Origin of the sequence: Leptolyngbya sp. AS-A5 (assembly GCF_039962495.1) — a bacterium.
GTDB lineage: Bacteria > Cyanobacteriota > Cyanobacteriia > Leptolyngbyales > Leptolyngbyaceae > Leptolyngbya.
Genome location: NZ_JAMPLL010000015.1, coordinates 87,685 through 99,385, shown reverse-complemented (window position 1 = coordinate 99,385; position 11,701 = coordinate 87,685). Strand labels below are relative to the sequence as shown.

The window sequence follows — 11,701 nt, the reverse complement described above, 5'->3', positions numbered from 1 at the left end:
CTCACGCGTTACTCACCCGTCCGCCACTAAAGACCGAAGTCTTCCGTTCGACTTGCATGTGTTAAGCATACCGCCAGCGTTCATCCTGAGCCAGGATCAAACTCTCCATGTTGTAATAGATGTTTGTAGCTCTGGTAATTATTTCCGGTTTTCCTTCCGGTTCCTAAACACTTAGGAACATTTTCTTGACGAAGGCTTTCCTTTCTCTGGCTTCTAAACTATTCTGTTGTATAGGTTCAGGCACTGATGAAGTGCGTCGCTTTCGCTCGGCTTCCCTCACCGCTTAATCAATATAGCCGGAAGAGAAGGAGGGTGTCAATAGCGTTTTGAAAGTTTTTTCTAATCTGTTCTCAAACAACCGCTACGGCTTGCTTTACGCGACAATGGGCAAGTGAATTTGGTTGACGAGGATAGGAAATCGTGAATTTTCAGAGTGTGATTTCGACGCTGAATGGGTTTTGGGCGGAGCGGGGTTGTTTGGTGGTGCAGCCTTACGATACGGAGAAGGGGGCTGGCACGAAGAGTCCGCATACGTTTTTAAGGGCGATCGGTCCTGAGCCTTGGGCGGTGGCTTATGTGGAACCTTGCCGTCGTCCGGGGGATGGGCGGTATGGTGAGAACCCGAATCGGGTGCAGCATTATTATCAGTACCAAGTTTTGATTAAGCCGTCGCCTGACAATATTCAGGAGATTTATTTGGAGTCGCTGAAGGCGTTGGGGATTACGCCGGAGGATCATGATATTCGGTTTGTTGAGGATAACTGGGAGGATGCGGCGGTTGGTGCTTGGGGGGTCGGTTGGGAGGTTTGGTTGGATGGGATGGAGGTGACGCAGTTTACTTATTTTCAGCAGTGTGGGGGGCTGGATTGTCGTCCGGTGTCGATCGAGATTACTTACGGGTTAGAGCGGTTGACGATGTATCTGCAAGGGGTGAACTCGATTTTCGATATTCAGTGGAATGATGACATTACTTATGGGGATGTGCATCTGCAAGGGGAAATTGAGTGTTCGACGTATAACTTTGAGGCATCGAATCCGGAGTTGCTGTTTACGTTGTTTAAGTTGTATGAGCAGGAGGCAGAACAACTGATGCAGCGTGGGCTGGTGTTGCCTGCTTATGATCAGGTGCTGAAGTGTTCGCATACGTTTAATTTGCTGGATGCGCGTGGGGTGATTTCGGTGACGGAACGGGCGCGGTATATCGGACGGGTGCGGAATTTGGCGCGGCAGGTAGCGCAGCTTTATTTGAAACAGCGCGAAGAGTTAGGGTTTCCGCTGTTGAAGACGGAGAAAGTTGAGGTGGTTTAGAGAGGAAGGGAGCGATCGCAAGTAGTAGTTGATGGTTGCTAGCGATCGCTCCATGAAACAGTTCTCACAAAAGCACAAGCGATAGAATTTAGTAGTTTGGAACTGTGTTAATTCAGTTTAGATATGGCATTTGAGTTATTTACGAGAGTTGCGCTGCGAGAAGATTTTCCGAAACATCATTTGCAGCGAGGGGATGTGGCGACGATCGTAGAACATCATCCAGTAGCTAATGGAGAAGATGGCTATAGTTTGGAGGTGTTTAATGCGATTGGGGAAACGATCGCAGTTTTAGTCGTATCTGAGTCGCAAATAGAACCTCTAATGAGCAATGAGATTTTGCATACTCGCGTATTGGGTGAAGCGGTTTAGGGAAAGTGCGATCGCTTTTGTTATTTCAATAAGAATTGATAGGGATTAAAGATTCGTTCAGATTGCGATTTCGATTACTTCGCCTGGTTGAATTGTAGCTAACGCATCGTAAACGTTAGGGATGAGCGGAAGCAATTCAGGTAGACGATTTGTTGAAGCAACTATTACAACAATTGCTACTTCAGTCTTTAGCTAATTCTAAAGCTGCGATCGCTTGATTGCGGCTGACGGAGGGAAAGTGATCCAAAAATTCGTTGAGGGAGTCGCCTGCTTCGAGGTAATCCATCAGAGTTTTGACGGGAACTCGTGTTCCAATGAAGACAGGCGTTCCTCCTAGGATTTCACGATCGCTGTGAAAGACTGGCGATGAATATGTCATACAAATAGCTTTAGAAGCGTGTTAGTGCGAGGATAACACAGTGGTTCAGCTTGTTTGGAGTCTCATGTTTGCTCCTTGTTTTTCTTGTAGCAACTTGAAGTGATCAATTATCAATGAGGAGTTACAGTCAGTCTGCCCAAAGAAGTAAAGCATGGAGCGATCGCATTAAGTTGTTCATTTCCCCTTCGCTCTAACCAAAACTGCAACTTCTAACAGAAAATCATGCTTGTCGTTAGGAACGTCGCGCTTGTCGTTAGAAACATCGTGATTTTTAACAAAAAATCGAAATTTTACTTAGAAAAATCGCGCTTGTCGTTAGGAACGTCGCGATTTTTTCAACTTAACGCATCATTTTTGCTAAGCCGATCGTGATTACGCTGAGCAAGAAGAAATATTATCAGCACAGCTACTCAAACTGCTTCAGAATCTTAACAGAGAAAATATAATTCTTCGCGCTTTTTGCTGAACTGAAACACAGTACAAATGAGCCAAGCTGACAGTAATAGTTTACAAAGGAGCGCATTTATGCCTCGTCAGAAACGAACCTCCCGAATTCTCGAAAAAGCTGAACTCCGAATCTCTGGATTGAAAGCAGTCGATCCCGTAATGGACTTTGGGGATTCGCGGAGTCTGGTGCAGATGAGTTTGCAGATGAATCGATTGCGCGATCGACTCGAAGACTACAATCTCGCTTTAGCAAGGCTCGACTCGTCGAAAAAGGAGATTGATGAACTAGAGAAAAGCTTGGGCGACTTCATTGACAAGATGTTAATCGGAGTGGCGTTCAAGTATGGCAAAGATAGTCGGGAATATGAGATGGCGGGCGGAATGCGGAAGAGTGAGCGGATTCGGAAGAGCAGCGCGACTCGGATGAGAGCGAAGGCGGCGCGGATGGCTGACGAGGAGCAAAGCGCATAAGTAGAAGAAAAAAAGGTGAGCAACGGCGATCGCTTCCTAATGTTGGAGATGCGATCGCTTTTTTATCAGGAAACGATTTCAATTTCAGCGCTAGAACCTTTCTTCCCATAAAATGCTCTTAATATTTCTTGACGATGATGCAAGAGGGAGAACATGGGTACAAACTTGAGTGAAATGCTGGAGCCGATCGCGCAATTTTTTCGCTCTTTGAATTTGCCAGAACCGATCATTCATTGGGGACATCCGGTGATGATGGGAATTGTGGTTTTGGTGATGGGAGGCTATTCGGCTTGGGCTGGATGGCGGGGACGGTTAGCAGAAGATAAGGAAGTGGCGTTAAAGAATCGGGCGGATCACCGGAAGCTGATGCCGTTAGTTGTGCTGTTTATGACGCTGGGAGCAACGGGCGGAATCTTGTCGCTGGTGATGCAGAAGAAGTCGATTCTAGAGAGTCCGCATTTCTTGACGGGGATAGTGGTGTTGGGATTGCTGTATTTGAATGGAGCAGTTTCGCTGGCGGGATTTGGAGGAAATAAGCCAGGGTTGAGACTGTTTCACGCTTACTTAGGCACTGCGATCGCTGGAATCGTTTTGCTTCACGGTGTATTTGGCATTATGCTCGGACTCTCGATCTAAAAACATTTGCAAAAGCTGATTAGGAGTTGGCTGCGGCTGACTCCTTTTTTTGTGGTTACTGAAATTTTTGGGCACTCTTAAGTCAGCGTGAGTTTGATTGAGAAAATTCGCTGCGATTGTGGATTTGGGTTGCCCCCTAAATCCCCCACGTGTGGGGGACTTAGAGAAAAGGGATTCCCTAAACTCAAGGAGTGTTCCAGCCTTCAAAGTCCCCCAGAATGGGGGATTTAGGGGGCAAGAAGCCGCTCAAATCGCAGCGAGAAACCTGATCAAATTCACCACAAACACGATCCTGCATGACAAAGAGTAAAAGATGGCTTCTACCAGTGTGGTCGTTTGGTGCCTGGCTTACATCGTCGGATTGCTAATGACCGCAGTGCCCTTTGGAGGCGCGATCGTACTCATCTCTAGTGTGATTTGTGCGCTTGTACTTTCGAGATTGAAGCTGAGACGAACGATCGCAAGAGTCTGGATTATTGCGGGAGTGATTGGACTGGCGGCGGGATTTTATTTACAAATTCGGACACCGCAACCAAGCACGATCGACGTGAGCCAATTTGTCCCGAAAGAGCGGGAGGAAGTAACCGTATCGGGAATCGTTGAATCGCTGCCGAAGTTAACACGCAGAGACAATCGACAAATTTGGCTCAATGTGACAAAGGTTGGAGAGCAGAAAGCAGACGGCAAGCTCTACGTCACGTTATCAAAGATTGATGGAGAAGACTTATATCCGGGGCAGGCGATCGCCGTTCAAGGGAATCTCTACAAGCCGAAGCCGAAAATGAATCCGGGCGGATTTGATTTTCAGAAATACTTGGCGCAAGAAGGCAGCTTTGCAGGGCTGAAAGGAACATCAATTCGACTACTCGACACGAATCAGAAGCCGACTTGGGGATGGTGGATGATTCAAAGGGAGATCGTGCGATCGCAAGCGAAACAATTTGGAAATGTAGAAGGATCGCTCATCAGCGCAATGGTAATCGGTGGGCGCGTGGTTGATGTCCCGTTTGATGTTAAAGATGCCTTTAGTAAGATTGGTCTGTCTCATGCGTTGGCGGCATCGGGATTTCAAGTCACGCTGATTTTAGGAGTGTTGTTAGCGTTGACGCGGCGATTTCCTAAAGCAGTACAGGTTGGAACGGGTGCGACAGGATTGATCGTTTTTATGGGGCTGACGGGAATGCAGCCTGCGGTATTTCGAGCCGTGATCATGGGGTTTGCGGTTCTGCTTGGAATCCTGTTGGAAAGATACACCAAGCCGTTAAATACATTGTTGATTGCAGCGATTATTTTGCTAATCGTAGAGCCGTTGTGGATTTGGAATTTAGGATTTCAGTTTAGCTTTTTAGCAACGTTGGGGTTATTGGTAACAGTTCCAGCACTTTCAAAACGGTTGGACTGGTTGCCGACTGTTATCGTTCCTGCGATCGCTGTTCCAATTGCCGCATTTATCTGGACATTACCTTTACAGTTATTTTCATTTGGGATCGTTTCCCCCTATTGCATTCCAGCGAATGTTGCTGCAACGTTGTTGATCTCATTTATCAGCATTGGCGGAATCATTAACGCGGGATTGAATTTGATTTCTCCTGCGATCGCAAGCCTTACAACTCCATTTCTGTACTATCCAACTCACGGGTTAATTAATGTTGTGAAATTCGTTTGTCAGTTGCCGGGAAATTCGATCGCAGTTGGCACAATTTCAATTCTATTAATGCTCGTACTGTATGGATTGATTTGCACACCTTGGATATTTTCCCGTTTTCAACGGCAATGGTGGGCGTTTCTTTTAGTTGGAATCAATTTAGTATTTATCCCTGCTTGGTATACGCGATCGAACTTATTACAAGTCACCGCATTATCCGTGAATCAGACTCCAGTGATGGTGATTCAAGATCATGGACGAGTTGGATTGATTAACAGCGGTGATGCTGATGCAGTGCGCTTTACGATTCTGCCGTTTTTGCAGAAGGAAGGAGTTAACCGAATTGATTGGGCAGTGGCAGCTTCTCCTTCAGAAGGTTGGAGTACGTTGATCAAAGATTTGCCGATTCGATCGCTCTATGACTTCTCTGGTGAAAAACAGCCAGCCGTCTCACTTGAAGCAATACAGCAATTAACAGCGCAAAAAGGCAAGCATTTACCGATTACAACCGGACAAGTGATTAAAACAGGCACAATCGACATTCAAGCATTGAGCATCGAGCCAACGATTTTACAGCTTGGCGTTGGACAACGACGCTGGTTATGGCTGAAAGACGTGCCGAATGCTATTCAGCGGCAAGCGTTAGGTAATCATTTAAGTGGTAATGAGATTCTTTGGTGGGCGGGGCGGCGATTGCATCCGAAATTGTTAGGACAAATGCAGCCGAGTGTTGCGATCGCCTACTCACGAACAATTCACCCTGAAACATTGCGTCAGTTGCAGGTGGGTCAAGTTCAGGTTTACCAAACCCAAGCAGAGGGCGGATTGCAATGGTCAAAAAATCAGGGATTTAGGACAACTTTAGAAGTTGATGAGCCAGAAGCTTCATTCCTGTAGTATATTAATTGAGCATATGCACCTGGAGAGGTGGCAGAGCGGTTGAATGCGGCGCACTCGAAATGCGTTTTGGGGCAACTCAACGGGGGTTCGAATCCCCCCCTCTCCGTTTCTAAAGCTGAGTTGTTTTGACCATCTGTTGCCAACGGTATCGGATGACTAAATCGTATGGCTTCCAGACGTTGGACCGTGAAGGAGCGGGGAGTTGAGTTTCGATCGCGATCGTTGAAGGGGATAACGGCTTTGAAACTGATCGCTTTGAAGTAAAATTCCGTAGCGGGCGAGTTAGAGCTTTAGAAATCGCAACCAGTGTCACTTTATAAATTCCTGGACGCAGCAACAGCGCGAAATCTCCTTTCAAACTGCGATAGAGCCACCGAAACATCAAGCGATAATCGCCCGCAAGATAGCTTTTGCTCAGTAAGTTGTTGTAAAAAGCGGTGTTTGCCCATCGACGAACCGAACTGGGTAGCTCCGGGTGACGCGCATAGACTCGCGACATAATTAATTCGTAAAAGTGCGCCATTGTGGTGCATTTCGTAGACATACTGCCGCTATATTGCCGATAGCCAATGAGATACTCTGGAACGATCGCAAAGTGATAGCGTTCAGCAATCCGGAGAAACAGATCCCAATCCTCACAAGTTTCTAGTTCAGTGTTGTAATCCCCCACCGTATCGATACAGCTTCGACGAAACATCACCGTACTTGCATTGTCGAGAAAGTTGTAGAACACAAGAACGGCTAGAACGTTTCCTTCAACTGCTCCAAGCTGACCAAAAGGTGAGTAACCTTTAATCTTGCCTGTTTCAGTAAGATAGGTTGACCAAGAGTAAACTAATCCAACGGATTCATTAGCAGTTTCTAGACAATGAACGTGTTTTTCTAACCGTTCGGGATACCAAATATCATCGGCATCGATCGGCGCAATATATAGACCAGAAGACTGCCGAATTGCTAAGTTTCGAGAAGCCGCGACTCCTGAATTTTCCTGCTGAATCAGTTGAATACGATCGTCAATTGCCATATACGATCGCACGATTTCCGCCGTGCGATCGTTTGACCCATCATCGACCACAATTACTTCAAAATTGCGGTAAGTTTGCGCCAGAGTTGACTTTAGCGTGTCTGAAATAAATGCCTCAGCATTGTAAGCAGCAATAATCACTGAAACAAGCGGATTCGAGATCATTAATTTCTTCCTTGAGCGCTCTGCAAATATTCTTAGCGGAATGCTTTCTAATTTGCAACTGTCTTCAACTAAAGGAAAACATCTCTAACACCAGACAGAGAGTAGTTCTACTGCAAGAGACAGGATGACGATCGACGGAATCGCTATGGTAAAGCTAAGAGTTCTGATTAATCGTTATGGATTTTGAATCACGATCGCGCCGCAATTTCACATACGTTATGTGGATGCTTGGAACGGCTTTTATGCCCGTAGGTCTAAGCTTTGAAGTTGGAAGTTTTTGGCAAATTCTATTTTTAGGAGCAGGAGTTATTCTGTTTCTGATGGGTCATTTTATGTACCGGGATGCATGGAATCGTTAGGGCTTTTTAGGCAGCACTTTGTTCAAGGATTGAAACCAGCGACTTGCCATTTTTTGTTCTCCGGATTCATTTGGATGCAGTCCATCGTAGGTGTCTTGCTGCACATTAAATCCGCTAAATTGATCGACTAGAATGACTGGACTTGTTTGAGAATTTATCGATCGAGCCAACACCGCAACTTGTTGATTAAACTGTTGGGTTAAGGCTTCACCACCCGACGAAGGGATCAACTGTGCAATCAGAATCTTTAAGCGAGGATTCCGTTGCCGCATCGTCTCAATTAATTGTCTGAGTTCAGCGATCGTACCGTCAAAACTCTGTCCGCCTAGAATATCGTTTGTTCCTAAATGAAGTAATACAACGTCGGGTTTAGCGACTTCTGACCAGCGATCGATTTGAGCAAGCACCTCATCCACTTCCCAGCCCCAATGTCCCTCATGATCTTGATCAAAATCAGATTTAGGCGCATTTCCTAAATAATGAGACTTTGTTGAACCGACAAAATTCACGTCATACCCTGCGGCTCGAAGTTTAAGCCACAACGGACGACGATAACTATTGTGATTGCGATCGGCTTGTGTAATCGAATCTCCAAGCGGCATGATCCGAATGCTAGTTGGAGTGCCATCCACTGAAGCAACAGGCGTACACCCTGATATCAATAACCCCGTTACGATAGCACTCCAAAAAACCTGCTTCATGTCCGAACCGTTTTAGATTTTAGTTTCAAGAAATTGCTAAACCGTCGCCAATGAGCGCGAGCTACTTTCCATTGTGCGATCGTATGCAAAACAATGAACGCCAAAAAGGTGTAAGACAGCCAAAAGTGAGCATTACGCCCGACTTCCGCCATCGCAGGATTTTGGGGAAACAGATCCGGTAAAACAATCCCAAAGAATTTGACATTGTTAGGACGGAACGAGTTTGAGAGTAAAAATCCAGTGATTGGAACTGCCCACATAAATACGTACAAACTTGTATGCAGTGCAAGTGTTTTAAACCAAGCAGGCGTAAATTTTGGAAGACGCTTCGTGTACTTCTTCCACCACACCTGCAACAGCAGAAAAATCCGCCAAGTCAGCAGCGCCATTGGTAGCACTGCGATCGACTTATGAAAATCGTACAGCGAACCCCGATAAGACACAGAGCGATCGAGTTGTGACATGAACGTTCCCGTCACGAACAGAACAAGATACGCTCCACTCATCCACCAATGAACCGACATTAACTGCTTGAAAGCACTATTCAATCTAGGTTTGAGCGCATGAACGATAGACACGGCATTCCTCTCAAAGCTAAAACTTTTGTTAAGTCTAGACGCCTGAGATTAACTTTGTGTTGCAAATTCGTAAAATTGGCGATACACCTCAGCCAAATCTTTGATCTGATAGTGAGCATTCAGACCGCTCGGATTTGGTAAGACCCAAATCGTTGTATTGTGTAGCGGCTCTTTTTGCAGTCCCATTTGCGCTTTCGGTTGCTTAAACGCCGTTCGGTAAGCGCTCACTCCCAAAACGGCTAGATATTTCGGTTGATATTGTTCGAGTTTTTCGGCGAGATCCTGATGCCCGATCGCTAAGTCTTCATTCGTTAACTCATCGGCTCTTGCAGTTGCACGAGCGGCTAAATTGGTCAAACCGAACCCGCGATCAAGCATGGTTCTGTCTTCAAACGGAGATAAGAGTCGATCGGTAAATCCAGCTAAATGGATGGCTTTCCAAAATCGATTCCCAGGACGCGCAAAATGGTGTCCCACGGCTGCACTGTACAAACTGGGATTAATCCCGCTAAACAGAACTTTGAGATTTGGCGCAATAATATCCGGCAGCGTTGTATTGTAAGCGGCGTGAACTTCAGCTTTTGTCGGTTTGTAGATTGAAGGCATTTTCAGAGCGAGTCGCGAACTTCTCCATCCTAAGAAATTCACGCTCAACTCTAAGCATCAAATCTCAATGCCCGTCCTCGAACTTCGGTATTGAATTTGCCGCGATCACGCTCAACTGCCAAAAGTTTTAATCATGTCAATCGGATTGAAAAAGTAAGCACCTCTTGCTACAGTTCGGAGAATTGATACTGAAAGTGTAAATCCACCCGTGTAGATTAGACTGGGAACGAAGGTTTCTATTTCAGCCTCTAGAATCTGTAGTCGTTAAGGTGATATGAATCGCGTGGATAACCCGGCTCCTAACAAAAAAGCGCATCAGAAAAAAGACGAAAATCCCTGGGTAGAGGGACTCAAGACCATCGGTTTAAGTGCGGTTCTCGCGATCGGGATTCGGCAGTTCGTCGCAGAAGCTCGCTACATTCCGTCTGGTTCGATGTTGCCAACCTTACAGATCAACGATCGTTTGATCATCGACAAGATTAGTTATCGGTTCAATAATCCACAGCGCGGCGATATTGTTGTCTTCTCTCCGACTGCTGCTTTAGAGAAACAGAATTTCCACGATGCGTTTATCAAACGGGTGATCGGACTACCCGGTGATAAAGTTCAGGTCAAAGGCAATCGCGTCTACGTGAACGATCAGCCACTCCGAGAAAACTACATCGGCAAAGACGAAGCACCCCAATATGAATGGGGGCCTCAAGTGGTTCCTCCAGATTCTTATCTCGTGCTGGGCGACAACCGCAACAACAGCTACGATAGTCACTATTGGGGCTTCGTCCCTCGCGACAAGATTATTGGCAGAGCGGTTGTCCGGTTCTGGCCCCCGAATCGTGCAGGTGAGCTTGCACCAGAACCAAAATATTAGAAACACCAAGCTTGCAGCACTCGTCCATTAATGGACTGACTGAACCAAGCGGTATTTGTGGACAGCGATCGTAGATGGGAACGATCGACTGTCCATTTTTCATTCGGATTGAACAGAATTAAATCACTCGGCTGGTCGGGCGCGATCGCGCTCAAGTCCTGTCCCAAACACTGAGCCGGACGCACGCTAAGACTCCGCCATAAATCCAACGCCGACCAGCGACCCGACTCAACTAAATTCGACCACAAAAGCGGTAACGCCAGTTCTAAGCCGATCGCTCCAGACGGTGCTTCTCCGAACGCAACGGTTTTTTCTTCATAAGTGTAAGGAGTGTGATCGACCGCGATCGCATCGATTACGCCATCTGAAACTGCCTGAATTAAAGCGTCTCGATCGTTCGGGTTGCCAAGCGGCGGATCAAGTCGCAAGCTCGGATCATAAGACTGTACAGAATCGGTACTCAGGAGTAAATGCAGCCAAGTGGTACTGGCAGTGATGGGAACCCCTCGCGCTTTTGCCGATCGCACAAGTTCTACTCCTCGCGCTGTTGAGATTCGCATCAGATGCACTGGTGTTCCAATCTCTTCGATACATTCAAGCAGGGCAGATAATGGAGCGGATTCTGCCATAATTGGCACTCCCGGCAATCCAAACCGCATCGAATTTACGCCTTCTCGAATCACGCCTTTTCCAGTGAGTCCTGGGTCAGATGCCCAAAGCGCGATCGGCTTCTGCATTGGCTGCAAATATTCCAACAATCGCCGCACTAATGCCAAATTTGAAATCGGTTTGCCATCGCTAAATCCGATCACACCTTCTGCGAGTTCCGTGAGTTCAGTCATTTGCTGCCCCTGAACACCAAGCGTTAACGCACCCCAGCAGCTAATTCTCGAAGATTTGGTGCGAATTTGAGCGACGATCGCGCTCTGATCGATCGCAGGATTCGTATCCGGCAGAATGTTCAGACGAGTAAATCCACCCGCGATCGCCGCTGCTTGCAAAGATTCCAAAGTTTCGCGTTCTTCAAATCCGGGTTCGCCACTGTGACTGTACAAATCGATCAATCCAGGTGCGAGAATCCAGCCCAAACACGATCGCCGCTCCGCTTCTTGTGGAACTTCTGAAGGCGAGAAAGACCGCACAACGCCATCTTCGAGTAGCACATCGGTTACGCGATCGACATTCGCTACTGGATCAAGCAATCGGACTTGCTGAAGCAAAACAAACATGATTTTCCATCATTGA

General features: G+C 46.7%; 13 protein-coding genes, 1 tRNA gene and 1 rRNA gene. 8 read left to right on the top strand and 7 right to left on the bottom strand.

What is annotated here, in order from left to right; translation table 11 throughout:
* Positions 1–112: ribosomal RNA gene (locus tag NC980_RS17205) — 16S ribosomal RNA — on the bottom strand; the annotation flags it as partial.
* A gap of 308 nt (positions 113–420) precedes the next feature.
* Between NC980_RS17205 and glyQ the strand changes: the two genes are divergently transcribed.
* Together glyQ and NC980_RS17195 are read left to right on the top strand one after the other, a co-directional pair.
* The gene (gene glyQ / locus NC980_RS17200; RefSeq protein ID WP_190377266.1) at positions 421–1,308 is read left to right on the top strand and encodes a glycine--tRNA ligase subunit alpha; all 888 of its coding nucleotides are present in this window, start codon (positions 421–423) and stop codon (positions 1,306–1,308) included.
* Between the two features lie 123 nt (positions 1,309–1,431).
* On the top strand, positions 1,432–1,677 hold the full coding sequence (locus NC980_RS17195) for a DUF4926 domain-containing protein (protein ID WP_190377265.1): 246 nt from the start codon (positions 1,432–1,434) through the stop codon (positions 1,675–1,677).
* Positions 1,678–1,858: 181 nt separating this feature from the next.
* Here NC980_RS17195 and NC980_RS17190 read toward each other — a convergent pair whose 3' ends face one another.
* Complete coding sequence (locus tag NC980_RS17190) at positions 1,859–2,056, bottom strand: DUF433 domain-containing protein (RefSeq protein ID WP_190377264.1); 198 nt, start codon at positions 2,054–2,056, stop codon at positions 1,859–1,861.
* Positions 2,057–2,581: 525 nt separating this feature from the next.
* Between NC980_RS17190 and NC980_RS17185 the strand changes: the two genes are divergently transcribed.
* The 4 genes from NC980_RS17185 (at position 2,582) to NC980_RS17170 (ending at position 6,261) form a co-directional block, all read left to right on the top strand.
* The gene (locus tag NC980_RS17185) at positions 2,582–2,974 is read left to right on the top strand and encodes a hypothetical protein (RefSeq protein ID WP_190377263.1); all 393 of its coding nucleotides are present in this window, start codon (positions 2,582–2,584) and stop codon (positions 2,972–2,974) included.
* 153 nt (positions 2,975–3,127) lie between these two features.
* A complete protein-coding gene (locus NC980_RS17180) occupies positions 3,128–3,610 on the top strand; it encodes a DUF4079 domain-containing protein (RefSeq protein ID WP_190377262.1) in 483 nt (160 codons plus the stop codon).
* Positions 3,611–3,923: 313 nt separating this feature from the next.
* Positions 3,924–6,152: a ComEC/Rec2 family competence protein gene (locus tag NC980_RS17175; protein WP_190377261.1), complete on the top strand. Its 2,229-nt coding sequence runs from the start codon at positions 3,924–3,926 to the stop codon at positions 6,150–6,152.
* Between the two features lie 24 nt (positions 6,153–6,176).
* Positions 6,177–6,261, top strand: a tRNA-Ser gene (locus NC980_RS17170).
* A 3-nt stretch (positions 6,262–6,264) separates the two neighbouring features.
* Here NC980_RS17170 and NC980_RS17165 read toward each other — a convergent pair.
* Positions 6,265–7,344: a glycosyltransferase gene (locus NC980_RS17165; protein WP_190377260.1), complete on the bottom strand. Its 1,080-nt coding sequence runs from the start codon at positions 7,342–7,344 to the stop codon at positions 6,265–6,267.
* A gap of 176 nt (positions 7,345–7,520) precedes the next feature.
* On the opposite strand from NC980_RS17165, the gene NC980_RS17160 reads away from it, so the two are divergent.
* Entirely contained in the window at positions 7,521–7,703 is a 183-nt protein-coding gene (locus tag NC980_RS17160) for a hypothetical protein (RefSeq protein ID WP_190377259.1), read from the top strand.
* Here NC980_RS17160 and NC980_RS17155 read toward each other — a convergent pair.
* From NC980_RS17155 to mug, 3 genes are all read right to left on the bottom strand, one after another.
* A complete protein-coding gene (locus NC980_RS17155) occupies positions 7,700–8,404 on the bottom strand; it encodes an SGNH/GDSL hydrolase family protein (protein ID WP_190377258.1) in 705 nt (234 codons plus the stop codon). The genes NC980_RS17160 and NC980_RS17155 overlap by 4 nt on opposite strands.
* Entirely contained in the window at positions 8,401–8,928 is a 528-nt protein-coding gene (locus NC980_RS17150; RefSeq protein WP_190377274.1) for a cytochrome b, read from the bottom strand. The genes NC980_RS17155 and NC980_RS17150 overlap by 4 nt, the downstream gene beginning before the upstream one ends.
* Positions 8,929–9,030: 102 nt before the next feature.
* On the bottom strand, positions 9,031–9,588 hold the full coding sequence (gene mug, locus NC980_RS17145; protein WP_190377257.1) for a G/U mismatch-specific DNA glycosylase: 558 nt from the start codon (positions 9,586–9,588) through the stop codon (positions 9,031–9,033).
* 274 nt (positions 9,589–9,862) lie between these two features.
* Here mug and lepB point away from each other — a divergent pair, with 274 nt between their 5' ends.
* On the top strand, positions 9,863–10,456 hold the full coding sequence (lepB, locus tag NC980_RS17140; protein WP_190377256.1) for a signal peptidase I: 594 nt from the start codon (positions 9,863–9,865) through the stop codon (positions 10,454–10,456).
* On the opposite strand, the gene NC980_RS17135 is transcribed toward lepB, so the two are convergent.
* A complete protein-coding gene (locus NC980_RS17135; protein ID WP_190377255.1) occupies positions 10,453–11,685 on the bottom strand; it encodes a dihydroorotase in 1,233 nt (410 codons plus the stop codon). The genes lepB and NC980_RS17135 overlap by 4 nt on opposite strands.
* Positions 11,686–11,701: the final 16 nt, after the last annotated feature.

What these genes read in the sequence shown, in the direction of transcription:
- NC980_RS17195 (WP_190377265.1), top strand. Translation starts at nt 1,432, where the DNA reads ATGGCATTTGAGTTATTTACGAGAGTTGCGCTGCGAGAAGATTTTCCG.
- NC980_RS17190 (WP_190377264.1), bottom strand. Translation starts at nt 2,056, where the DNA reads ATGACATATTCATCGCCAGTCTTTCACAGCGATCGTGAAATCCTAGGA.
- NC980_RS17185 (WP_190377263.1), top strand. Translation starts at nt 2,582, where the DNA reads ATGCCTCGTCAGAAACGAACCTCCCGAATTCTCGAAAAAGCTGAACTC.
- NC980_RS17180 (WP_190377262.1), top strand. Translation starts at nt 3,128, where the DNA reads ATGGGTACAAACTTGAGTGAAATGCTGGAGCCGATCGCGCAATTTTTT.
- NC980_RS17175 (WP_190377261.1), top strand. Translation starts at nt 3,924, where the DNA reads ATGGCTTCTACCAGTGTGGTCGTTTGGTGCCTGGCTTACATCGTCGGA.
- NC980_RS17165 (WP_190377260.1), bottom strand. Translation starts at nt 7,344, where the DNA reads ATGATCTCGAATCCGCTTGTTTCAGTGATTATTGCTGCTTACAATGCT.
- NC980_RS17160 (WP_190377259.1), top strand. Translation starts at nt 7,521, where the DNA reads ATGGATTTTGAATCACGATCGCGCCGCAATTTCACATACGTTATGTGG.
- NC980_RS17155 (WP_190377258.1), bottom strand. Translation starts at nt 8,404, where the DNA reads ATGAAGCAGGTTTTTTGGAGTGCTATCGTAACGGGGTTATTGATATCA.
- NC980_RS17150 (WP_190377274.1), bottom strand. Translation starts at nt 8,928, where the DNA reads ATGTCGGTTCATTGGTGGATGAGTGGAGCGTATCTTGTTCTGTTCGTG.
- mug (WP_190377257.1), bottom strand. Translation starts at nt 9,588, where the DNA reads ATGCCTTCAATCTACAAACCGACAAAAGCTGAAGTTCACGCCGCTTAC.
- lepB (WP_190377256.1), top strand. Translation starts at nt 9,863, where the DNA reads ATGAATCGCGTGGATAACCCGGCTCCTAACAAAAAAGCGCATCAGAAA.
- NC980_RS17135 (WP_190377255.1), bottom strand. Translation starts at nt 11,685, where the DNA reads ATGTTTGTTTTGCTTCAGCAAGTCCGATTGCTTGATCCAGTAGCGAAT.